This is a genomic window from Pseudahrensia aquimaris (assembly GCF_042676045.1).
Taxonomy (GTDB): domain Bacteria; phylum Pseudomonadota; class Alphaproteobacteria; order Rhizobiales; family Rhizobiaceae; genus Pseudahrensia; species Pseudahrensia aquimaris.
In genome coordinates this window covers 122,136-144,924 of sequence record NZ_JBHTJV010000003.1, presented here as the reverse complement: position 1 = coordinate 144,924, position 22,789 = coordinate 122,136, and the positions used below count along the sequence as shown (strand labels likewise).

The following is a 22,789-nucleotide window of genomic DNA, read 5'->3' as shown; positions in this document are numbered from 1 at the left end:
ATGGACAAAAGCCCTGACGCTTTCCGCACCATTTCCGAAGTGGCCGATGAGCTTGACCTGCCGCAGCATGTTCTGCGGTTTTGGGAGACCCGGTTTAACCAGATCAAGCCCATGAAACGTGGCGGTGGTCGGCGGTATTACCGCCCCGACGATGTAGAACTGCTTAAAGGCATTCGCCATTTGCTTTATTCGGAAGGCTACACGATCAAAGGCGTCCAGCGCATCCTGAAAGAACACGGCAACCGCTTTGTAGCGGCGGCTTCCGAGGGCAATATTTCGCTGGAGTTGGAGGCGCAAGCGGAACCAGCCAAGAAGGCAGTGCCTGTAAGCGATATCGTTGCCAACCGGAGCGGCGCTAGGGCCACGAACGAAAGTGGCTCTGAGGCCGAATTACAAGCTGCGCTGTCTGAACTGCTGGAATGCAAGCGTTTGTTGGACCAAGCCCGTTAGCGACCATAAATCCATCTTGTTTTTTCGCAATTTGGTGACTAAACCAGCGTCAGTCGGAGTATGGCGCAGTCCGGTAGCGCACACGCCTGGGGGGCGTGGGGTCGTAGGTTCGAATCCTGCTACTCCGACCATTTATCCAGCATTGATGGCGCCATTTGGCTCCAATGCGCTGTTCGTTAACAGGCTGTAAACCATAATGGGCGCAAACTTGCGCTATGCGTGCCGTTGCCGCGCCTGCACATCCTTTTCCTACTGAAACGAACGCAATTGCAAAAGCCCCATGAACGACAGCGATCAGCCTATGGAACCGGATCTAACCGGAAAATCATCCGGCCCTAACGCTGAGCCTGATATGTTGGGTGATATTCCCATTGTGGATGCGGAGGAAATCAGGGCGTCTACTCGTTCTGCACGTGTGGCCGACGCTATCCGTTGCGACCTTGCAACGGCCATTGCCTCGCTATCGACCTTAGAAAGTGCTCGGTTGGCCATTGTGACGCCAGATGACGAAAGCAATCTTGGCGGTGCAGTCGCTCTTGCTCGGGCTTTGTCGGTTCAGTTTTCAACCGTAGTTGTAGACATGGCGGCTGACGCTCGATCCACCCGGGATATGTTGGACTGTATGGACCATCCCGGCTTGAAGGACGTGCTTACGGGCGAGAAGAAGGTCTCCGAATGCATTTTCCGCGACACACGTTCCGCAGCCCACATCATGCCAAGCGGGCTCACTCAGCAAGAATTGAACCCGCATAGCGTTCAATTGTTACCAGTGGTGATTGATGCGCTGGAAAGTGGCTATCAATTCGTCATCATTGATGCAGGTGGTGCCGACGAACGCTCTCTTGCAAGGATTGCCGACGATCATCTGGGCGTTGTTCTGGTCACTGGTTTGTCAGCCAGCGCAGAGATCGACGACCGCGTGCTCGGTCTTCGACGCGCAGGGTATGATGAGCCAGTAATCGTCGAAATGATTCAGCTTTAGTGCTGATTATTCACGCGACATCCAAGAGATTATGCCCATTGCGGGCAACACCCACAAAAAGCCGGAAAACATAAAGTACAGCATATGTGCATACCAAGGTGCATTGGGCAGAGCAGCCGTTGCCACACCGACTGCCATCAGGGCGTATAGAATCACCAAGATGACTATGAAAAAAACACCCATGAATTTTCGAACGCGAATGGGGAGACGGGCAGCCATGAGGTATCCTGACGATTTGGTGTACGCTCCATGTAGACACGCGCCCTTCATGTGACCAGAGCGAATATTGCGACCCCGTGTCGCTTGAACTTGCTGGCTGTTGGGCGCAAAACACGGTGGACTGGAGCCCGACGAAACAATCATGACAGATATTGCCGCCACCGGCCTGCCAAGTGCCACCAACCGAAACGAGACAGCGCGTTATGCTGGAACTGATCCACACAGATCTGTGCGGTATTGGCTCTACGCTGTGGCTGCCATTGTCGCGGTAATGGTGCTTGTGGGTGGCGCTACGCGTCTGACTGATTCTGGGCTTTCGATCACCGAATGGAAGCCGGTAACGGGTGTTATCCCGCCACTTTCAGCTGAAGATTGGGCGGTGGAAAAGGATAAGTACCGCACCACTACCGAATACCAGACCCAGAACAAGGGAATGCCTATGGCCGAGTTCAAGGTCATATACTGGTGGGAATGGGGGCACCGCTTCCTCGGTCGTCTGGTCGGCCTCGTCGCTGTTATTCCGCTGGTCTATTTTTGGATGCGAAACCGTTTGCCCTCGTGGAGCAAGCCGCGGCTGCTGTTGTTGGTCGCGATGGGTGGTCTTCAGGGTTTTATTGGCTGGTGGATGGTCAAGTCGGGTCTGGTAAATCGTGTGGACGTTAGCCAGATCAGACTGGCCGTGCATTTGACGATGGCTTGCATTATCTTCGCTTATACAATTTGGCTTGCCCGCTCGCTTGTGGCCCATTCCAGCGGTCGGTTGTTCGCGTCCGCTTGGCAGGGTGGTGCCTTGGTCATCCTTTTGCTTGTTCAGGTGTTCATGGGTGGCCTTGTCGCTGGTCTGGACGCCGGTATGGCCTACAACACGTGGCCGGATATGAACGGTGCAATGGTTCCCGACGGGCTGTTCGCCATGACACCTTGGTGGCTGAATTTCACGGATAATGCGATGATGGTGCAGTTCATGCACCGCATAACAGCCTATCTTCTGCTTGCCGCCGTAATCGCCCACGCGGTGGTTATGATGCGCCGCGAACCGAGTTCACCCCATGCGCGACGCGCTATGTTGCTCGTCGGTCTGGTTACGCTGCAAGCGGCGCTTGGTATCGCGACCTTGCTGATGCAGGTGCCGATGAACTGGGCTCTGGCACATCAGTTTGGCGCGGTGGTGATCTTGGCTGTTGCAGTCGCCCATTGGCATGCCTTGAAACCGCGCGTTGCGGCGGGAGAAATTCCGGCTTTGCCATGAGCGGCGACCTTGCCTATCTACGGGCATGAGCGAAAAACGTCCCTTTCTGGAAGTCGACAAATCTATCACCGGCCAACGCTGGATGGAACGCTTGACGCCTGCCGAGCGCAACCGCGCCGAGGCGATGGCGGAGCGTTTTGAAATCGACAGTTTAGTCGCCCGTGTTCTGGCGGGGCGAGGCGTCGAGTTGGAAGACGTAACCGATTTCCTTAACCCCACTTTGCGCAGTCTGATGCCTGATCCTGCGACGCTCACCGCGATGGACGCCGCCGCCGGGCGTTTGGCAGATGCTGTAGAGAAGCGCGAGCGGGTTGCGATCTTCGGAGATTACGATGTTGATGGGGCCACATCATCGGCGCTCATGGCTCTGTTCCTGAAGCACTTCAGTGTGCCGTATGAGATTTACATCCCTGATCGGATCTTTGAAGGCTACGGCCCCAATGGACCGGCAATCGAAGAACTGCACGAGAAAGGCGCAACCCTGCTGGTTACCGTCGACTGCGGCTCGACCAGCCATGAGGCGCTGGCGAAGGCGGCAGAGCTTGGTATGGACACGATCATTCTGGATCATCACCAAGTGGGCGAAACGCTGCCACAGGCTCTGGCTCTGGTTAATCCAAATCGGCAGGACGACCTATCAGGGCAGGGGCATTTGTGTGCAGCAGGCGTTGTGTTTCTTGCCCTCGTTGCCCTTAATCGCGAATTGAAAAATCGTGGTCATTATTCCTCCAGCATCGTGTCCCCCGATTTGATGGGGTGGCTGGATTTGGTGGCGCTTGGCACGGTTTGTGATGTGGTTCCACTCAAGGGCCTCAACCGCGCTTTCGTGATGCGCGGCCTCGATGTGATGCACCAACAGCGCAACCCGGGTCTCGTAGCGCTGGCCCGCGCCGCACGCCAAGATGGCCCTGCCGCGCCTTGGCACCTGGGCTTTCTGCTTGGTCCACGCATAAACGCTGGCGGTCGCATCGGCGATGCAGCGCTCGGCGCACGGCTTTTAACAAGTGACGATCCGGCAGAGGCGAAAGAAATTGCACAACAGCTTGATGCGCTCAACGGCGAACGGCAGCGCATTGAAAAAGAAATGCTGGAACAGGCGATCAACGAGGCTGATGCGGAAATTGGGACGGGTGACGGACCGGCAATTTTAATCACCGAAAGCGAGACTTGGCATCCCGGCGTTGTCGGTCTTTTGGCTTCACGTTTGAAAGATCGGTTCCGCCGCCCGGCCTTTGCGATTGCCTTTGACGGGCGCGGGCAAGGCGCCGGCTCTGGCCGTTCCATCGCAGGTGTTGACCTCGGTTCTGCTGTGAGGGCGGCAGTCGACGAGGGCATTCTGGAAAAGGGCGGCGGCCACGTAATGGCGGCTGGCGTGACGATCAAACGCGAAAAACTGGCAGATTTCCGCTCTTTCATGGAAGAGCGTCTGGCGAAGGTGGTTTCAACCCAACGCGAACTCACCGATCTGCGCATCGATGGCGCGTTGAGCGCACGGGGTGCTTCTGTGGAATTCATGGAACGCATGGAAAAAGCAGGTCCCTTCGGCGCGGGCCATTCCCAGCCCGTTCTGGCTTTCCCCAACCACGTGATCCGCTTTGCTGATGTTGTGGGGGCAGGGCATGTGCGGTTTTCGCTCGGTTCTCCCGATGGTGCAGAACTCAAAGGCATCGCGTTCCGCCGCGCTGACGATGAGCTGGGACAGGCGCTGCTCAACGGGCGGGGGCAGGTCTTTCATTTCGTGGGAACTCTGAACACAGATTTCTATCGTGGCACGAAACGGGTGCAGTTGCGTCTCATTGATGCCGCCAAACCAGCCGCCCGCATCTAGCCGAAAAGCGAACCCAGCTTCGCGTGGCGGTTCACGTCCTTGTAGAGAAGATACCGAAACCGTCCGCCGTCTTCTGCCACATGGCATGCCTGTGGGCAAAAAGCGCGAAGCCACATGAAGTCACCTTCTTCAACCGCGATCCAGTCCTTGTTCAGCAGGTAGTCTGCCTTGCCTTCAATGACGAATATCCCGTGTTCCATAACGTGTGTTTCCGGAAAAGGGATCAAGCCGCCGGGCTGGAAGGTAACGATGTTGAGATGCATGTCATGGCGCAGATCGGTCGGGTCAACGAAACGCGAGGTTGCCCAGCGCCCTTCCGTATCCGGCATGGCAATGGGCTCGACATCGCGGTCATGGGTCACAAAAGGATCCGGTTTATCGACCCCATCCACAGCATCGTAAGCCTTGCGCACCCAGTGGAAACGGCAGTTTTGGTCTTCCGCGCTATTGAGCAACGTCCATCTGCATCCGGCTGGCAAATAAACATAGCTGCCAGCCTCTAGCGCATGGGTGTCGCGGCCTATGGTCAGGTCTGCGTGACCGGATACCACGAACAACACGCCCTGCGCCGCCTGGTCTGGCTCTGGCGTTTCGCTGCCTCCGCCGGGAGCAATGTCCATCAAGTAGTGGGAAAACGTCTCTGCAAAGCCCGAAAGCGGACGTGCGATTACCCAAAGCCGCGTCGCTTCCCAATGAGGCAAAAGGCTTGTCGTGATGTCGGACATCGTGACTGCGGGCAAAAACGCATACGCTTCGGTGAAAACCGCGCGGCTGTCTAAGGGCGTGCTCTGTGCTGGCAAGCCGCCTTGGGGGACGTGATAACGATAGTCGCTCATGGCAGCATATCCTTCAGCCGCAATGCAGCGATCTTTTCAACTTGTGCGCAGGCAGTGGAGAATTCGGCGGCGCGGTCATTGTTGATGCGCGTTTTGAAGGCAGAGAGGATTTGTGCCTTGTTAAGCCCTTTCACCGCGATGATGAAGGGAAAGCCGAACTTGTCCGTGTACTCGCCGTTAAGAGCGGTGAATGTTTCGCGTTCATCGTCCGTCAAAGCGTCCAACCCTGCCGATGCCTGCTCGGCGGTCGATTCAGCCGTTAATCGCTTCGCGGCGGCGAGCTTGCCTGCCAGGTCCGGATGAGCCCGCAACACGCCCAAGCGTTCGTCTTCACTAGCAATTCGAAACTGCGCTACCAACGATACATGAACGGCATCAGCGTCGTCGCACCCAGCGCCAAGTCCAGCATCAAAGGCTCTTTCCGCAATCCACGGCGAGTGTTCGAACACGCCTCCAAAGCGCGCAACGAAGTCCGCACGATCCATGCTGGATGGCTTTGTCTGCATCGAGATCTTCGCCCTTCGGTGAATTGCCTGTGGTCTGCTCCATTGAACGCAAATTTGACGCCTTGGGAACCCTTGATTTCATTTCGCCGATTGCAGACGGTGCGCGCAAGACAAAATGAACGGTTCGGACGCGCTGATGTATGATGATTTTCCGGTAATGTGGGACTGGCTATCCTTCGCGGTGCGCTGGCTTCACGTCATCACCGGGATAGCCTGGATTGGTTCGTCCTTCTATTTCATCGCTCTCGATCTGGGTCTGCGCAAAGCTGATGACCTGCCCGTTGGCGCACAGGGCGAGGAGTGGCAGGTGCACGGCGGTGGCTTTTACCACATCCGCAAATACCTCGTCGCGCCGGAAGCAATGCCCGATCATCTGACGTGGTTCAAATGGGAAAGCTACGTCACATGGCTTTCGGGCTTCGCCATGTTGGTGATTGTCTACTATGCAGGCGCCGATCTGTTCCTCATCGACCGTACAGTGGCGGATCTCTCTACGACACAAGCCATCGCCATATCACTTGTTTCGCTGGCGGGCGGCTGGGTTATCTACGACCAGCTCTGCAAATCGAAATTCGGTGACGACAACAACCGCTTGATGGTGTTTCTGTTCTTTTTGCTAGTGCTGATGGCATGGGGCTACACGCAGGTGTTCTCGGGCCGCGCTGCGTTTCTGCATTTGGGCGCGTTTACGGCCACGATCATGTCGGCCAACGTGTTTTTCATCATCATGCCCAATCAGCGCATCGTGGTCGCCGACCTTCAAGCGGGCCGCAAACCCGACGCAAAATACGGCAAGATCGCCAAGCAGCGCTCGACGCACAACAATTACCTGACGCTGCCTGTTCTGTTTTTCATGATCTCCAACCATTACCCGCTGGCTTTTGCCACCGAGTACAATTGGATCATCGCAGCATTGGTGTTTCTGATGGGTGTTACCATCCGTCACTATTTTAATACCCGTCATGCCCGAGCAGGAAACCCGACTTGGACATGGCTCGCCACCGCGATTCTTTTCGTATTGATCGTGTGGCTGTCTACGGTGCCAAAAGTTCCTGGCATGGATGCAGATGCTGCGCCTGTGAGCGCGCGCCAAGAAGCGTTCATGGCGGCGGAAGGCTTTGAGCAGGCGGCTGCAACGGTGCAGGGGCGTTGTTCCATGTGTCATGCGGCGGAGCCTGTTTGGGAAGGCATGATTGTGCCACCGAAAGGCGTGATGCTTGAAACCGAAGCCCAAATCGCCGCTCAAGCCCGTGAAGTTTATCTGCAATCGGGCCGCAGCCACGCCATGCCGCCGGGCAACCTCACCAACATAACGGCTGAAGAACGCGCGCAGATCGTGCGCTGGTACGAGGCGGCGATCCGATGACGATTTCAGCTGAACAGCCCGGTTTTGAAATCCGTGACCCTCGCTTTCATGATGTGATTGCTCCCGAGGCAAGGCTTGAGGTGCTGGCTGGCGGGTTCACTTTCACAGAAGGCCCAATTTGGCACCGTGAAGAGCAATGGTGCGTATTCTCCGATATTGCTACCAGCCGCCAATACCGTTGGAGCGAGGCGGAGGGGCTGAGCTTGTTCAGAACGCCCAGCAATCAAGCCAACGGCAATTGCTTTGACCGTGAGGGACGGATCGTCAGCTGTGAACACGCTTCATCGCAAGTCACACGAATTGACCATGACGGCAAACTTGTGCGCGTGTTGGCCAGTCATTTTGAGGGCAAGGAACTCAACAGCCCCAACGATATCGTCTGCGATTCTCAAAGCCGTTTGTGGTTCACCGATCCATCCTTCGGCAGAATCCGCGAAGACCTAGGAATCCTGCGTGACCAAGAATTGCCACACCAAGGCGTCTATAGGCTGGATCCGGATGGTTCGTTGCATATGGTGGCGGATGATTTCAGACAGCCCAACGGCTTGTGCTTGTCGAACGATGAGCGGCAATTGTTCATCAACGATTCTGCCGCTCCTGCGATTCGTATTTTTGACGTAACGCGAGACGGATCGCTCGTCGGCGGTGAAGTTTGGGCTGACGTTACGGGGCAGGGTTCTTTCGTTGAAGGCAGCGGAAAATGGGTGCCTGATGGCATGAAGATCGATACGCACAACCGTATCTTCTGCAACGGCCCCGGCGGCGTTCATATCTTCAGCGAAGACGCAACGTGTCTAGGCGTGATCTACCTGCCCGAAAAAAGCACAAACTTCTGTTTTGCCGGACCAAAGCTGGAAGATTTGCTGATCACGGCCTCTACACGGCTCTACCGGATCAAGACACAAACAACCGCACTTTAAGCCCGTTCGACACTTTAACGGGCGCTGCGGCAAAAAAGGCGCATTTCACGCTTGCGCAATATTTGTGGGTTGCCTATATCGGTGCCGCTGCGGTCCCTTCGTCTATCGGTTAGGACGCCAGGTTTTCAACCTGGAAAGAGGGGTTCGATTCCCCTAGGGACTGCCAGCCGTTTAGATGGTGTCCGATACCGATCGGCACAGAGACAATTCCACTAGACTGATAGCGTTAAATTCGTCGGCCCTGCGATAATGATTTATCGTGCGCGACAGCCACCTGAGAGCTTTTTGGTTTTCACTTAATGGGCAGCTAAAGTCGCAGGCACTTAACGCCTTAACCCTTCGGTGCTAGCGTTCAACAAAAGAAATCTCTGTCGGATGCCCCTATGATGCGCTTCGCTGTCGTATTCGCTCTCGCCCTCACGGGGCATGTTACCTCAACGAATTCCGCTGATGCTGAAGTGCGGTTTGGGAAGAACGTGTTCATTGGCGGCAACAATGTCTCCAACCAAACGTTCAACCGAAAGAAACGTGGCCGTTACATCATCCATAATGGTCGCCCCAAAAATCCGGGGTGTCGCTGGCGCAAAAATGCCGATGGATCAAAGACAAAAGTCTGCCATTTACAAAGGCGCAACCGGAAGAAGCGGTAATGTGTTTTACGGAGAATACTGTGCGCGCAATCGGTGAAATTTGGCGGTGGAAAATGGCTTAAAGACAAGCCTTCCATCCAACTTTAACTCCGCCGCTTTCTGCGGCAGCGCCAGTTCCAGTCTCGCTTTTTGCCTACATCAATATGCACGGAATTTGTGTGGCAATATGTGCCCACGCCGCCGCGGCCGGGAACTCTGCGCAAATACCGTGCGAGCGTCCATTTGCTGACGCCCGGCACCTGAATATCTGCTGCTTTGCACGTTAGATGGACGGAATTTCGCGCGCCGCGTACACGGCGGTTTTTGGCGGGGCTGCGGTAGCCTGATGTCACAACGGGCGTGCGGCCAAATTTGCGCTCCACGCGCTTGAGAATGCGCACCAGTTCGCGGGGGAAGCAGTGGACGCGAACACTCGCGGTTTGTAGCTTTAAACCAAAGTTACCGCGCCGTGTCTGGCTGGGTAGGCTGGCGACTTCAACCGGCTCATCGAGATCTTCGTTACCGGTTTCGTCGGTGACAATTCCGAAAATTGTTGTTTTCTTGCGAACACCTGGCAGGCCGTTCGGCTCCCCCTTGCGGCGCACGATAACGCGCTTTCGGCTCGAATTTTGGCTGATAGGGGCTTTTGGGCGGCGAGTACTCGTCTTCGTTGCGGGCTTTGCACCATTGGCTTGAGAAAGTGCAGCAAACAGAGACTTTGGTGGCTCATCCTCGCTGGATGCATTGCTTGTCGCCGCTGCTTCGGTTGCGGCGGCGGCAGGTTTGGCTTTGCTGGATGGGGCGAGAGCAGTGGTTGCTGCATCGTCGGGGTTGGGAACATCGGCCTTTGGCGTGGCGGCCTCATTTGATGTCTCGGTAACGTTTGAGTTGGTGTCTGGAGCGAGCCCCGCCGTAATGTCGGCACCATCCCCATTTTGCGCTGCCACGCAACCGCCCAACACCAAGGCAAGAGCCAAAGGCGCAAGTCTCGTTAAGGATCGAGCCCGCGACGTTTGTCTGTTCACTTTGAATAGAGACCTGGCGGCGGACGTCATTGAGGCTCCCCGGAGAAACCGAACCATGCTTTTGGGTCCAGCCTACCATTTAGCGCGTGCATAAATCACTGAAGGGTCGACGCGCGGTTGTCTTTTGCAAAACCCGCCGCGCTTTGTCCAGTCCCGACTTTTGGCGTTTGAATTGGAAAAATGGTGCGAATATGGCGCACTTTCCAACATTCCAAGTTGTTCAAGGAAATCTGCCCTGAGTGCCTTGCAGTGCTTGCGGCCATAAGTGGTATATTTCGAACGAATCAACGCACGGCAACGCTTCGCTTGGGGGAGCGCTCATTTATTGTCTGCGGTGAGGAGGCGTTTCGTTTGACGGCTCCACCTATGGGCCGAAAGGCCAATTCTTGGCCTTGTGAGAGGCCGCAGTACCATCCCTATGCCGAGGCGACGGCTTTTTGAGGGGGAGGCGAGGAGTTTGGGAATTAAGATGGCTGGCGATTCCAACCGGGACGATCAATTTACCACTGGCAAAGAAGCGGCGCACGACGACATGCGCACCACCGGTGTAGCTACGGGCGCTGAAGATGGACTCAATGCAGAAGTCTTTGAGGTAGCAGGCGCAATTAAATGGTTTGACGTATCAAAAGGCTTCGGCTTTGTGGTGCCGGACGAAGATTTGCCGGATGTTCTGCTGCATGTATCGTGCCTGCGTGATGATGGGTATCAAACAGCGCTTGAAGGCGCGCGCATCGTTTGCGAAGTCGTTCGTAAGTCGCGTGGTTTGCAAGCGTTCCGGGTTCTTTCGATGGACAATTCCACCGCCATTCACCCATCGCAGATGCCACCAGCCCGCACCCATGTTGAAGTTCAGCCCACAAGCGATTTAGTCCGCGCCGAGGTGAAGTGGTTCAACCGCACCAAGGGTTTTGGCTTTTTAAGCCGTGGCGAGGGAACGGAAGACATTTTCGTGCATATGGAAACTTTACGCCGCTACGGACTTACCGAACTGCGTCCTGGCCAATACGTGATGGTTCGCTTCGGCAACGGCGATAAAGGTCTGATGGCCGCAGAAATCCTGCCAGACCGGGCAACGGGAACGCCTAACAGCCACTAGGCTGATTATACGTGTGTTTTTGGAAATGCATTTTCTGCCATCGTTGTGTCATGGCGGTTTGCTATTACCGTTTGGATTCCAATATGGGGCAAACTGATGCGTTTCGTATTCCTATGCTTTTTCGCTCTTTTCACCATTGCAGCACAACCTGCGGGAGCCAAAAGTGGCTCGCCAATGCACACAATCAGTGTGCAAACGGCAAAGGGCAGCCAGACATGGCAGATCGAACTTGCCTCGGACGCAGAAAGCCGCGCTAAAGGCCTCATGTTCCGCAAACAGATGGACGCCGATAAAGGCATGCTGTTCCGCTTTGAACAGACGCGTCCTATAGCGATGTGGATGAAGAACACCTTCATCTCGCTCGACATGATTTTCATCCGGGAAGATGGCACCATTGCCCGCATCGAGAGCAATACAACACCTGAATCGGAAGAAATAGTCGGTTCCGGCGAGCCAGTTCGCTATGTGTTGGAAATCAACGCAGGGCAGGCAGAGGAAAAAGGATTGAAGCCTGGAATGTTGTTCCGTCACCCGTGGTTTGTCACTTCCAACTAATCGAGTGCATCTTAGGGCGATTTCGCGCTTGCGGTCGTTTGCGCATTTGTCTAAACGATGCCCATCGCTGAGCGAAAGTTCGGGGCGTGGCGCAGTCTGGTAGCGCACCTGGTTTGGGACCAGGGGGTCGCAAGTTCGAATCTTGCCGCCCCGACCATCGCAGCGATAGACTATTTGGTGCGGTTATCTCATCGCATCACTGTGGAGCTTCAAGACCACCCATGCGCGCACGCATTTTTCGCCCAGCCAAAACAGCCATGCAGTCCGGCAAGGGAAAAACGCACTATTGGGTTTTGGAATATGAACCACAATCGCGCAAAACCATTGAGCCGCTGATGGGATACACTTCGTCTTCCGACCCGCTGGCACAGGTTCGCATGAAATTCGATACCAAAGAAGACGCGATTGCGTACGCGGAGCGCAACAACATTGAATACACCGTGCGTGAACCGAAAGAGCCTCGCCGTCGCGCCGTTTCCTATTCGGACAACTTCCGCCATGACCGCAAGGTGCCGTGGACACACTGAACCCGTTAGCGGTTCGGGCGGATTTCATTCTTGAATTTTCAGGATCTTTGGTGTCTATCGGCTCACGTCTTGATGTTCTGCGTTTAATTCGGCCAAGCTGTTTACAACGGAGAACAGGAAGCTGAAATTCAGCTACTTGTTTCCACTAACGGCACGACAAGACAAACGGACCCGTAGCTCAGCTGGATAGAGCACCGGCCTTCTAAGCCGACGGTCGCAGGTTCGAATCCTGCCGGGTTCGCCATCCAGCCCTTCCGCTTAGCTTTTCACGTCGAAAAAGTCTTCAAGCACACGCGGGATCTGTTTTTTCACTTTGAAGAACCCCGCAGTGGCGTGAGGCCATATGGCGTCGTCCCAAGAGCGGCGAATTTCGCGCCAGACGATGCCCTCATCGTTCAGTTCCGCGATCACAGAAGCCATCGCATCGCGGCTCCAGCCGACTGGGATTGCGGGGGATACAATCTGTTGCAAACCATTGCGCTTGGCCCAATCGAGAACATCCGCAGGCTGTTTCAGCATTTCGCCGCGGTTGCGCGAGAGTGCATCTGTTAAAGCGGCATGCTCAAATTCCGTTACCGCCCGTGCCGTATCCAACTCGCTTCGTGTATCAGCCAATGGCAAAGCAGCCACACTGGCAACATCCAAGCCGTCCAAGATATTTTCGGGCGTGCAATCATCTGCGGTGATCAGCAAACCTGTCTTTAGGCCTTTTTCCACAGGCAACAGATGCGGGATCGGAGTGCGGGCAGGGTGGTCCACCTCTCCTAAAGGAAGGGCCACATCGGCGAGATCGCCGGGTTTTGGCGAAAAGCGCCCACCTGTGCACTGCTCAATGTTGTCGGCCCGCGCCAGATAGGTTTTGCCCGCCGTGTGCAGTCCGCCAACCCACCGCCACGACAGCGTGTTGGACGCTGCATCTCCGTCAATCAAATGGCGCAGGAAAAAGTCCGCTCCTAATTCCCACGGCAGTTTCAGCGTGAAAATCCAAATGGAAGCGAACCACATACGCGCGTGATTGTGTAGATAATTGGTTGCAACCAGTTCGTTGGCCCAGAAATCGAAACACGCGATGCCGGTGCCTCCTTGAATCGCTTTGTCATAATGAGCCAGCAAAGGCTTGTTTTGAATTACATTATCCCACACCGCACTACGGCTGACTGTATAGTCGGCCCAAACGCTTGGCCGTTGTTCTAGCCAGCCCTTCCAATAAGTGCGCCAAACGACTTCCTGGATGAATTTCTCGGCCCTTTGCGGGCCGTGGTCGGCAAGCGCTCGAGCCACCAATTCCTCCTCCAGCACCAGTCGATGCCGCACATAAGGCGACAGACAAGAGACGTTGTGTCGGTCTTCAGGTCCAAGATCGTCGTTGCGGCTGCGGGCGTAAACACTGCCCATGGAATGGGCAAACCCATCCACGCGACCCAGGGCTTCTTCGCGGGTGGCGGATGAGAATCGGATGGCTGGGGATGACTGGTCAGACATGAATATTCCAATTGCTTGCGTCGTCAGCGCTGTTAGAACGCTTCGGCGATAACAAAAATGTGACAAAATACCGGAATTGCGAAACACGTTTGCGCCAATCACTGACACACTTTAGGCAAGAGGCCGAAATGCGGTTGAGCCAGCCAAGGGGGAAAGACTTGCGGCATTCCCCATCATTTTCGCTTGCACGCCTCTGGCCCACGGTAAAGCGCCTGGTCGCCACTTTGTCTAGGCCTGCCAGATTGGATCGGGGCGATGCACACTTGGCACCAAAATTGACAGGATTTTCGATGATCGTCCTCGCGATGGTCGCGATGTGCGTTTTATTTTTCGATGTGGCTGCAGTGGAGGCAGCAAGACAGTTCAGGGAAGATTTCCCCACGTTCGCGATCACGTTTTGGTACTTCACAAACGTCGGCAAATTGCTTTGGGTGATGCTGATCGGTGTGCCGTTAGCCGTTTACTTGGCCTGCAATTATTGGCCGGTTCGAGGCTTTTCGACTATTAGAGAGCGGTTTGGCCTCTATGCAGACGCGAATTTTGTTCTGTTTAGCGTCGGTTTTGCGGGTGGCGGTGCCAGTTTGATCAAAAACCTCATTGGTCGAGCGCGGCCCCGTCACATGGACGCATTGGGACCGCTGCACTTTGATTTTGCACGTTTTGACTCCGGATTTGCCAGCTTTCCTTCAGGTCATTCAGCGGTTTTCGGCGCGATGATGGTCGCGCTCGCTTTGGTCATGCCCAAATATAAATGGGTGTTTCTTGCAATTGGTGCGCTAGGGGGCGTCAGCCGTGTTGTGCTGGGCGCGCACTATCCCTCGGATGTTATTGGAGGGCTTGCTTGGGGCGCTGTTGTGACCTTGTTGATTGCTCATTATTTGAAGCGCCGCGGCCTGTTGTTTGCCGCTGGCCAGACTTTCTGGCCGCAGCGTCATCGGTGATGCTTTTGCAGTCGGCCGGTGATGCAGTGGGCGAATGCGACAAATTTTTCAACTCATCAAGTTGCTCTAAAACGGCTCACTCTTCGGCTAACCCTTGACCTGAACGTAAGAATATCATGTATTCGGCACGTCGAAGAGCGGTGCGCTCCTTGGCGCGCAAACAGGTCGTAAAGATCACGCTTCCACTATGAGGAGCAATCGAGCGCGTTTTGGCAGTCTGGGAGGACGGCAAGTGAAGGGGCATATGTGTCTTCGCTTGGCGAAATGTCTTTTGGGGCTGGCAGCACTGTTCTTCAACGAGAAGTTCAAGTGATTAGGGCAACAGAAAAGGCTGCTTCCCAATGAAAACCAAAATCGTATCTATCGCGCTCGGCGCCGCAGCATTGGCAACGGTATCCACCGCTGCTTCCGCTGCAACTCTCGATGATGTTAAAGCAAAAGGCTTCCTGCAATGCGGTGTCTCCACCGGCGTTCCAGGTTTCGCATTCACCGACGAGAATGGCGACTGGCAAGGTTTCGACCCAGCTTTCTGCCGCGCCATGGCTGCTGCAATCTTCGGAGACGCAAACGCTGTCAAATTTACGCCAACCACCGGTAAAACACGTTTCACCGCGCTGGCTTCCGGCGAAGTTGACGTGCTGGCTCGTAACACGACCAACACTTTCTCTCGCGATGTGGACCTCAAGTTCACGTTCGCTGAGCCAAACTACTACGACGGTCAGGGCTTTATGGTCCGCAAGTCGCTTGGTGTGAATTCCGCCCTTAGCCTATCCGGCGCAACGATCTGCATTCAAACCGGTACAACGACTGAGCTCAACCTGGCCGACTACTTCCGCGCCAACAACATGAACTACGAGCCAGTGCCAATCGAAACCAATGCTGAAGCGCAGGAAAAATACCTCGCCAACGCTTGCGACGTCTACACGACAGACGCTTCCGGTCTTGCCGCTACACGCGCTGCTTTCGCTGATGCTTCTGAGCATATCATCCTGCCAGAAATTATCTCCAAAGAGCCGCTCGCACCACTCGTACGTCACGGTGACGACCAGTGGGCAGACATTGCCAAATGGGTGCGCCACGTTCTGCTTATCGCTGAAGAGAAAGGCGTAACGCAGGCTAACGTTGACGAGATGATGACGTCCACGAAAGACCCAGAAGTAGCGCGCATGCTCGGCACCGAAGGTGAATACGGCGCAATGCTCGGCCTCGGCAAAGATTGGGCGTTGAACGCCATCAAAGCCGGCGGCAACTACGGTGAAATCTTTGAGCGTTTCATCGGCAAAGACACACCAGTTGGTCTGGAGCGCGGCTTGAACGCTCTCTACACTAACGGTGGCTTGATGTACGCGCCACCACTGCGTTAATCGACAAACTGCTTCATCGGCGCCGGTCATCCCCGGCGCCGATTTTGCATGGGGCCAATTTTGTATGGGGCCTTGGGAGCCTAACGCGCTCCGACATGGTATAAAATTCAGGGAATTGACGGAGCAGGGCAAAGACGAGCGGCGATCCCGCACGCACCGCCAAGCCGAAGCCTCCCTCGACAAGTTACAGTTTCGGCGCCGAGGTTTTCCTGTGCGCCTGTCCAAAGGGGATAAACTCGATGACAGCTGCCGATTTCGACGCAGAACCGCACGAGCCATTCCGCCTCTCGCAGCTTATCTACGACAAGCGCTACCGCGCCTATACACTGCAAGCGATCACGTTCATCTTGTTGTTTCTCGCAATCGCGTGGCTTGTCGACAATGTGGTCAGCAATTTCGCTACTCAGGGTAAAGAGTTCTCCTTCAGCTTCCTGTGGGATCCGGCCTCTTACGACATCAACCAGCGTTTGATAGAATACACATCACGCTCTCCACACTGGAAAGCAGCGGTTGTCGGCATTCTCAACACGTTGGTCATCGCCTTTTTGGGCTGCCTTCTGGCAACGTTCCTCGGCGTTTTGATCGGCGTTGCACGGCTTTCGAAAAACTGGCTCGTTGCCCGGCTGATGCTCATCTATATTGAAGGTTTCCGGAACGTGCCGGTGCTGCTGTGGATCCTTGTGTTCAGCACAGCCTTTTCCGCAGCTTTGCCTTCGCCACGCCAAGCACCAACATTGCTTGGCGGCGGCTTGGTTCCCACGAACCGGGGATTCTATATTCCTTCGCCCGTTTGGGGGGATACCGCTTGGATTTTGGGGTTGGTGCTGATCGCAAGCATCGTCGGCATGTTCGTCTTCCGTCGCTGGGCGTATGCGCGGCAGGCGGCAACAGGCGAAATCGTGCCCATCCTACCGATCTCTCTGGGCATTTTCTTCATTCCCACCATCTTGATGTTCTTCATTCTGGGGCGTCCAATCGGTGTGGAATACCCAACGCTGCAGGGTTTTAACTTCCAAGGCGGACTGTTCATTCGCAACTCGTTCATGGCGCTTTGGCTGGGCCTGTCGCTTTACACTGCCGCGTTCATTGCGGAAAACGTCCGCGCTGGCATTCAGGCCATTTCAAATGGGCAGACGGAGGCGGCTTATTCTCTCGGCCTTCCACCCAAGCGTACAATGAACCTCGTCATTCTGCCTCAAGCGCTGCGCATCATTATCCCGCCGCTCATTTCGCAATATCTCAATTTGACGAAGAACTCGTCGCTTGCCATCGCGGTGGGTTACATGGATGTGACCGGGACTCTGGGCGGTATCACGCTCAACCAAACGGGTAAGGAGATGGAATGTCTGCTTTTGCTTATGGGCTTCTATCTTGTCGTCTCGTTGCTGATATCCGGCGCGATGAACGTCTACAACAACGCCGTCGCCCTGAAGGAGCGTTGAGACCATGACCGACACCCGCAACGAAATCGCCTTTGTCGCGACCAAGGATATTCCGCCCTCGCCACCGCCGTCAGAAGCGTTGGGCTGGCAGGCTTGGGTGAGGGAAAATCTTTTTGCCACGCCGCGAGATAGTATTCTGACAATCATTTGTGGGTTCTTGATCGTATACGGCCTTATGAAAATACTGCCGTGGCTGGTCTTTGATTCAGTTTGGATTGCTGACAGCATCCGCCAGTGCCGTGAAATAGATAGCGGCGCTTGTTTCGCGGTCATTACCGAACGGTTCAACCAATTGCTCTTCGGCTTCTATCCCGGCGAGCTTTATTGGCGACCGATCTTGACGTTTTTCCTAATGTTTGTCGCTATAGCGCCAGTCCTGCACGACAATCTCCCGCGCAAGATGCTGTATTTCTCCATGTTGTTCCCGTTGCTTGCGTTCTGGCTGCTCTGGGGTGGCTCAGTCTGGACAGTAATCTTGGTCATGCTGGCCGTGATAGGCTGCGCGTTGATGTTCAATGCCTTGTCGAAATTCATGAGCAACCCGTTGGCGATGCTCGTGGCGTTCCTTACGCTGCTGATCTATTTTTACGCGGCTCATGGCCCGCTGATGGGCGCGCTTGCAGGCAACATTCCGCTTATCAGCCTTGAACCGGTCGAGACGTCGAAATTCGGCGGCTTTATGCTGACTTTCATAATTGGTGTTACCGGCATCGCCATGTCGTTGCCCATTGGCATTCTTCTCGCGCTTGGCCGCAAGTCGGATATGCCGGTGGTGAAGATGCTGTGTGTTGGCTTCATCGAATTTATTCGCGGTGTGCCGCTGATCACGTTGCTTTTCGTTGCGTCGACGCTGCTTAATTACTTCCTGCCGCCCGGCACGAATTTCGACCTCATGCTTCGGGTCATCATTATGGTGACGCTGTTTGCCTCTGCCTATATGGCGGAAGTGATCCGTGGCGGTCTGGCGGCGCTCCCCCGCGGTCAATACGAAGCTGCAGACGCATTGGGCTTGAACTACTCGCAGGCTACACAGCTGATCGTGCTGCCGCAGGCGTTGAAGATTTCCATTCCGGGCATCGTCAACACGTTCATCGGTTTGTTCAAGGACACAACGCTGGTGTCGATCATCGGTCTGCTGGACCCGATCGGCATCATGCAGCCCATTCGTTCGTCTTCCGACTGGAACGGAATTATCTGGGAACTGCCGCTCTTCATCGGGCTCGTGTTCTTCGTTTTCTGTTTCATGATGTCGCGTTATTCCATGTATTTCGAGCGCAAGCTCGACACTGGCCACCGTAATTAAGGGTCTCCAATGGCAACTCCTCCCAATTCAAAAAACCGTGCTGCGATTTCAAAACTGGCGGCTGCCCGTCGAGCAACCGCGCAAAAGCGCGCTGTTGCCGAAGTGCGCAAGATCGCAGGCCAGGCACCCAAGCGGATAGCAAAACCCAGTAAACTGGATGATCTGACAAAGATTTCTGGCATCGGTCCGCAATTGGCAAAGAAGCTCAACGGAATGGGCGTGTGGACATACCGCCAAGTGGCCGAATGGCGTGGACAGGAAATTGCATATGTGAACGGCCATCTCAATTTTTCTGGCCGAATTGAGCGTGACCAATGGGTGCGCCAAGCCAAGCAATTGATGCGCGATCAACAAAAAGCCGAAGCCGCAGCCAAAAAAGCAAGCGAGAAAGCAGCCGCCAAAGCTGCAGCCTCTAAGGCGAGCGGTGCGAAAAAAGCTGTTGCTAAGAAAGCTCCGGCGAAGACCGCCGCTGCTAAACCTGCGGCCAGCAAAGCGTCTCCGAAAGCGACTGCTGCGAAGAAAACCGTTACAAAGGCATCTGCAACAAAGCCAGCAGCGAGCAAATCGACAGCGAGCAAGGCATCTACTGCCAAGGCAAAGACAAAGACGTCATCTGCGAAAAAACCATCCAGAGCCAAGAGCGCGTCCGCCAAGACGGAAACTGCCAAAGCGAAGGCTACTCCAGCAAAAGCCAAAACCGCCTCGGCCAAATCAAAATCTGAGCCAACCAAACTGAAAAAGGCTCCCCAGAAGAAAACAACGGCGAAGCCTGCCAGTTCAGACACGCGCCGGTCTGTGCCATCAGCAAGCCGTTCTACTAAAAAGACTGCCGCAACCGCTGGCGTAGCGGCGCTGACAGGTGCTGCTGTAGTCGCTGGCGGTGCATCGGACGCAAAACGCGAGCCAGTCATGGCATCGGCAAAGTTGGCGGCTCAACCGGCCTCAGCTTCGGCAGCAGCGAAAATGCAGATATCCACCACGGACGTGGCGATCGACATCAACCGGATGAATAAGTGGTACGGCGATTTCCACGTGCTTCGCGATATCAACCTTAAAGTCATGCGCGGTGAGCGCATCGTGGTCGCCGGGCCTTCAGGCTCTGGCAAATCCACGATGATCCGCTGCATCAACCGTCTGGAAGAGCACCAGCGTGGTCAGATTGTAGTCGATGGCATAGAGCTTACGTCCGATCTGAAAAAGATTGACGAAGTGCGCCGTGAGGTTGGCATGGTGTTCCAGCACTTCAATCTCTTTCCGCATCTCACCATCCTTGAGAACTGCACGCTGGCCCCAATTTGGGTTCGCAAAATGCCGCGAAAAGAAGCGGAAGAGGTCGCGATGCACTATCTTGAGCGCGTGAAAATTCCTGAGCAGGCGCTTAAATATCCCGGTCAATTGTCCGGCGGACAGCAGCAGCGTGTTGCGATTGCCCGTTCGCTTTGCATGAATCCGCGTATCATGCTGTTTGATGAGCCAACGTCGGCGCTCGATCCGGAAATGATCAAGGAAGTTCTGGATACGATGGTGGGCCTTGCTGAAGAGGGCATGACCATGATCTGCGTGACCCATGAAATGGGTTTTGCTCGCGAAGTTGCCAACCGCGTCATTTTCATGGATGCGGGCCAGATCGTTGAGCAGAACGAGCCAGCTGAGTTCTTCGACAACCCGAAGCATGAGCGCACCAAAGAATTCTTGAGCCAGATCCTGCACTAGACGACAAGGCAATCGGAAAAGAGCGGCATCGCAAACTCATGCGCATCTTGAAGCCATTTGTGAAGTTGTGCGCAGGCATCATCGCCGTTCCAGCTGTCTATCTTTTTGCTGCATGGATCGGTGCCTATGCTGTTTGGCCCACAACGCCGCACGCGGACATTGGGGCGAAAACGCACCGCATACATTTGCTCACGGGCCTGCTTCACACAGACATCGCTGTTGAAGCGACGCCGGAAGTGTTGGAGCGGTTTGCATTCTTGCGCGAAACGCCTGTTCCGTTGGAAAATCCCAATCTCCGAAATCTTGTTTTTGGCTGGGGTTCACAGGCTTTCTACACGACCGCGGGCACTTACGCCGATATTGAACCGGCCGCGGTTTTCACCGCAGTGACAGGCGACAATTCCGTGATGCGCGTTGTGGGTTATGGTCAGATCAAAAGCGATGAAACGGTTGTGTCGATTAATTTGAGCACTGCCGCGATGGAAAGGCTTCTGTTGGCCATTGAGCGAGGATTTTCAAATGGCACTGTAGGCAAGCCGCGTTTGCTTCCAGGCGCAACCATCGGCCCAAACGATGCCTTTTTCGAAGGGGCAGGGCATTTCAACATTTTCTACCCGTGCAACCAGTGGGTCCGCGATGTCCTTGTCGAAACTGGCTTCATTCTTGGTCGTTGGACACCGACCACCCATTCACTGATCACGTCGATCAAAGCCCACAATCAGGAATTACTCTCCCGCCAACCATAGAGCCAATCCATGCGTTTTTGCAGCCTTTCTTGGCTCATGCGTCCCATCACGAAATTTCGCGCTTGGGCTAACGACCCTTGCAGGTGGTAGATGCGTCCATTCTTGCGGGCAAGATCGCATACCTTATTGGCCCGTTTTACGCGAGCGGTTGAGTAAGCTGCCACTCCACGTGGCAGATCGTCCGCCGATTGTGCAAAACACTGAGCCAGAACCGCTGCATCTTCAATGGCACAAGCACCACCTTGCGCTGCAAACGGCACCATAGCGTGCGCAGCGTCTCCCATCAGAGCAATCGGTCCTTGGCCCATGCTGGTCACGCGCTGCGCGGCATTAAGCGGCCAGCCTCCCCACATCATGGTCTGTGATAGCAAGTTTTGAAGGTCGTCATTCCAGCCTTTCGGCACATCAAGGGGTGGAGTGTCTGTCTGCCCTTTCATCCAGCCTCGGTTGGGCTGTCCAACCGGCTTTTGGCGCAGTACGCATATGATGTTTAGAAACTGACCTTGGCGAATTGGATAGTGAACCAAATGGGCCTTCGGGCTAAGCCAAAGGCCGGTATTCGACCGATCCACACCTGCCGGAACCCGATCCATAGGAATCAGTGCTCGCCAGGCCACATAGCCTGTGGCTTTGGGGGCGCGCGCGCTTTCAACGAACGAGCGGGTAGTTGACCACGCTCCATCGGCACCTACCAGTGCCGCGGCAGGCAGTTCCTGCATTTCGCCAGCGCGCTCTGCCAGCAGCGTGACGCCGTTGCTATGGGGGGCGCAATCACGCACCTGCGAGCCCATGCGGATGTCGATATCGCTACCGTTCTTGCATTCAACCAAAAGAGCTTGAAGCAAATCAGCGCGATGTATCACGAGATAGGGCAGGCCGTGGCGCTTGGTGAAGCGTTCACCAAGAACGAATCGCGTCAACTCATCGCCTGAATATGCATCGCGTATAATAATGGCTTCTGGCGCTGTCGCCGCCTCGCGCACGCGGCGACCCACGCCAAGTCGGTCGAGGATATGAAGTGCGTTGGGCGAAATCTGAATGCCAGCACCCTGATGGGGCATCTCCTCATGCCGCTCCAAAACGATAGCGCGAAATCCCTTGGCTTGAAGAGCCAGCGCTGCCGTTAGCCCTGCAATGCCACCGCCGGAGATAGCGATTGTGCGCCGTTGCGTTCCGTGAAGAGCCATAAGCCGCTAGGCGTCTTCCTCAGTTACCAAGAGACAATTTTCTGGAACGCTCTCACTTGCACCGAGTGCTTTGTCAAACACGTACAGCGTTGAACAGTAAGGGCAGACCTTTTCGCCCTCGTCGCCCATATCAAGATAAACGTGGGGATGATCGTAGGGCTGCGTCGCGCCAACGCACATGAATTCCCTAACGCCGACCGAAATTTTTGGAACACCGGCATCGTTGTGAAAATGGGGAATAATCGCTTTTGCCATCTGGTCTGTCTTTCGCCTATTGCCCGCCGAGCGCGCACCAATTCTGTGCCTATGGATTAGCGTTTTGCTAACGCTTTGCAAAGCATCAGTGCACTTTTGGCCGTCAAACCGAGCGACAAAATATCGTGCCTTGCCGCAAGCCGCACAATCTCGCAAAAAGGAGTACGA

21 protein-coding genes, 4 tRNA genes and 1 pseudogene are annotated in these 22,789 nt (G+C 55.2%); 19 read left to right on the top strand and 7 right to left on the bottom strand.

Going from position 1 to position 22,789, the window contains the following annotated elements; translation table 11 throughout:
- The 3 genes from ACFQ14_RS04200 to ACFQ14_RS04190 all read left to right on the top strand — a co-directional run bounded on the left by ACFQ14_RS04200 (position 1) and on the right by ACFQ14_RS04190 (position 1,432).
- On the top strand, positions 1-450 hold the full coding sequence (locus ACFQ14_RS04200) for a MerR family transcriptional regulator (RefSeq protein ID WP_377211450.1): 450 nt from the start codon (positions 1-3) through the stop codon (positions 448-450).
- 54 nt (positions 451-504) lie between these two features.
- A tRNA-Pro gene (locus ACFQ14_RS04195) sits at positions 505-581 on the top strand.
- Between the two features lie 149 nt (positions 582-730).
- Positions 731-1,432: a hypothetical protein gene (locus ACFQ14_RS04190; RefSeq protein WP_377211449.1), complete on the top strand. Its 702-nt coding sequence runs from the start codon at positions 731-733 to the stop codon at positions 1,430-1,432.
- A 6-nt stretch (positions 1,433-1,438) separates the two neighbouring features.
- Here the strand turns inward: ACFQ14_RS04190 and ACFQ14_RS04185 are convergent, their stop codons facing one another.
- Complete coding sequence (locus ACFQ14_RS04185; protein ID WP_377211448.1) at positions 1,439-1,651, bottom strand: DUF2842 domain-containing protein; 213 nt, start codon at positions 1,649-1,651, stop codon at positions 1,439-1,441.
- A gap of 142 nt (positions 1,652-1,793) precedes the next feature.
- Between ACFQ14_RS04185 and ACFQ14_RS04180 the strand changes: the two genes are divergently transcribed.
- Positions 1,794-2,900, top strand: a complete 1,107-nt coding sequence (locus tag ACFQ14_RS04180) for a COX15/CtaA family protein (protein WP_377211447.1) — start codon at positions 1,794-1,796, stop codon at positions 2,898-2,900.
- A gap of 25 nt (positions 2,901-2,925) precedes the next feature.
- Positions 2,926-4,728 carry a single-stranded-DNA-specific exonuclease RecJ gene (gene recJ, locus ACFQ14_RS04175; protein WP_377211446.1) on the top strand — a complete coding sequence of 601 codons (1,803 nt, stop codon included), beginning with the start codon at positions 2,926-2,928 and terminating at the stop codon, positions 4,726-4,728.
- Here the strand turns inward: recJ and ACFQ14_RS04170 are convergent.
- Positions 4,725-5,564: a bifunctional allantoicase/(S)-ureidoglycine aminohydrolase gene (locus tag ACFQ14_RS04170; RefSeq protein WP_377211445.1), complete on the bottom strand. Its 840-nt coding sequence runs from the start codon at positions 5,562-5,564 to the stop codon at positions 4,725-4,727. The two genes, recJ and ACFQ14_RS04170, sit on opposite strands and share 4 nt — an antisense overlap.
- Positions 5,561-6,058 (bottom strand): annotated as a pseudogene (uraD, locus tag ACFQ14_RS04165) (2-oxo-4-hydroxy-4-carboxy-5-ureidoimidazoline decarboxylase); the annotation flags it as partial. The pseudogene uraD and the gene ACFQ14_RS04170, both read right to left, overlap by 4 nt.
- 169 nt (positions 6,059-6,227) lie before the next feature.
- Here uraD and ACFQ14_RS04160 point away from each other — a divergent pair.
- The 3 genes from ACFQ14_RS04160 to ACFQ14_RS04150 all read left to right on the top strand — a co-directional run bounded on the left by ACFQ14_RS04160 (position 6,228) and on the right by ACFQ14_RS04150 (position 8,522).
- Positions 6,228-7,436, top strand: a complete 1,209-nt coding sequence (locus ACFQ14_RS04160) for a urate hydroxylase PuuD (protein ID WP_377212069.1) — start codon at positions 6,228-6,230, stop codon at positions 7,434-7,436.
- Positions 7,433-8,356, top strand: a complete 924-nt coding sequence (locus ACFQ14_RS04155) for an SMP-30/gluconolactonase/LRE family protein (RefSeq protein ID WP_377211444.1) — start codon at positions 7,433-7,435, stop codon at positions 8,354-8,356. The genes ACFQ14_RS04160 and ACFQ14_RS04155 overlap by 4 nt, the downstream gene beginning before the upstream one ends.
- Positions 8,357-8,447: 91 nt before the next feature.
- Positions 8,448-8,522: transfer RNA gene (locus tag ACFQ14_RS04150), tRNA-Glu, on the top strand.
- Positions 8,523-9,089: 567 nt separating this feature from the next.
- On the opposite strand, the gene ACFQ14_RS04145 is transcribed toward ACFQ14_RS04150, so the two are convergent.
- A complete protein-coding gene (locus tag ACFQ14_RS04145) occupies positions 9,090-9,962 on the bottom strand; it encodes a YcbK family protein (RefSeq protein ID WP_377211443.1) in 873 nt (290 codons plus the stop codon).
- Positions 9,963-10,542: 580 nt separating this feature from the next.
- On the opposite strand from ACFQ14_RS04145, the gene ACFQ14_RS04140 reads away from it, so the two are divergent.
- The 5 genes from ACFQ14_RS04140 (at position 10,543) to ACFQ14_RS04120 (ending at position 12,432) form a co-directional block, all read left to right on the top strand.
- Positions 10,543-11,106, top strand: coding sequence for a cold-shock protein (locus tag ACFQ14_RS04140; protein WP_377212068.1), 564 nt, complete (start codon positions 10,543-10,545; stop codon positions 11,104-11,106).
- A gap of 96 nt (positions 11,107-11,202) precedes the next feature.
- Positions 11,203-11,661: a DUF192 domain-containing protein gene (locus ACFQ14_RS04135; protein WP_377211442.1), complete on the top strand. Its 459-nt coding sequence runs from the start codon at positions 11,203-11,205 to the stop codon at positions 11,659-11,661.
- Positions 11,662-11,741: 80 nt separating this feature from the next.
- Positions 11,742-11,818: transfer RNA gene (locus tag ACFQ14_RS04130), tRNA-Pro, on the top strand.
- A 64-nt stretch (positions 11,819-11,882) separates the two neighbouring features.
- Positions 11,883-12,188, top strand: a complete 306-nt coding sequence (locus ACFQ14_RS04125) for an ETC complex I subunit (protein WP_377211441.1) — start codon at positions 11,883-11,885, stop codon at positions 12,186-12,188.
- Positions 12,189-12,355: 167 nt separating this feature from the next.
- Positions 12,356-12,432: transfer RNA gene (locus tag ACFQ14_RS04120), tRNA-Arg, on the top strand.
- Positions 12,433-12,446: 14 nt separating this feature from the next.
- On the opposite strand, the gene ACFQ14_RS04115 is transcribed toward ACFQ14_RS04120, so the two are convergent.
- On the bottom strand, positions 12,447-13,670 hold the full coding sequence (locus tag ACFQ14_RS04115; RefSeq protein ID WP_377211440.1) for an FAD-binding domain-containing protein: 1,224 nt from the start codon (positions 13,668-13,670) through the stop codon (positions 12,447-12,449).
- A gap of 290 nt (positions 13,671-13,960) precedes the next feature.
- On the opposite strand from ACFQ14_RS04115, the gene ACFQ14_RS04110 reads away from it, so the two are divergent.
- From ACFQ14_RS04110 to ACFQ14_RS04085, 6 genes are all read left to right on the top strand, one after another.
- Positions 13,961-14,611 carry a phosphatase PAP2 family protein gene (locus tag ACFQ14_RS04110; RefSeq protein ID WP_377211439.1) on the top strand — a complete coding sequence of 217 codons (651 nt, stop codon included), beginning with the start codon at positions 13,961-13,963 and terminating at the stop codon, positions 14,609-14,611.
- Between the two features lie 341 nt (positions 14,612-14,952).
- Positions 14,953-15,975 carry an amino acid ABC transporter substrate-binding protein gene (locus tag ACFQ14_RS04105; RefSeq protein WP_377211438.1) on the top strand — a complete coding sequence of 341 codons (1,023 nt, stop codon included), beginning with the start codon at positions 14,953-14,955 and terminating at the stop codon, positions 15,973-15,975.
- Between the two features lie 239 nt (positions 15,976-16,214).
- Positions 16,215-17,417 (top strand): amino acid ABC transporter permease, encoded by a 1,203-nt coding sequence (locus tag ACFQ14_RS04100; RefSeq protein ID WP_377211437.1) that lies wholly within the window; start codon positions 16,215-16,217, stop codon positions 17,415-17,417.
- Between the two features lie 4 nt (positions 17,418-17,421).
- Complete coding sequence (locus ACFQ14_RS04095) at positions 17,422-18,720, top strand: amino acid ABC transporter permease (protein WP_377211436.1); 1,299 nt, start codon at positions 17,422-17,424, stop codon at positions 18,718-18,720.
- 963 nt (positions 18,721-19,683) lie between these two features.
- Positions 19,684-20,433: an amino acid ABC transporter ATP-binding protein gene (locus ACFQ14_RS04090; RefSeq protein ID WP_377212067.1), complete on the top strand. Its 750-nt coding sequence runs from the start codon at positions 19,684-19,686 to the stop codon at positions 20,431-20,433.
- A gap of 59 nt (positions 20,434-20,492) precedes the next feature.
- Positions 20,493-21,179 carry a TIGR02117 family protein gene (locus tag ACFQ14_RS04085; RefSeq protein ID WP_377211435.1) on the top strand — a complete coding sequence of 229 codons (687 nt, stop codon included), beginning with the start codon at positions 20,493-20,495 and terminating at the stop codon, positions 21,177-21,179.
- Here ACFQ14_RS04085 and ACFQ14_RS04080 read toward each other — a convergent pair.
- Both ACFQ14_RS04080 and ACFQ14_RS04075 read right to left on the bottom strand, forming a co-directional pair.
- Positions 21,152-22,366 carry an FAD-dependent monooxygenase gene (locus ACFQ14_RS04080; RefSeq protein WP_377211434.1) on the bottom strand — a complete coding sequence of 405 codons (1,215 nt, stop codon included), beginning with the start codon at positions 22,364-22,366 and terminating at the stop codon, positions 21,152-21,154. The genes ACFQ14_RS04085 and ACFQ14_RS04080 overlap by 28 nt on opposite strands.
- Before the next feature lie 6 nt (positions 22,367-22,372).
- A complete protein-coding gene (locus ACFQ14_RS04075; RefSeq protein ID WP_377211433.1) occupies positions 22,373-22,621 on the bottom strand; it encodes a zinc-finger domain-containing protein in 249 nt (82 codons plus the stop codon).
- Between the last annotated feature and the right edge of the window lie 168 nt (positions 22,622-22,789).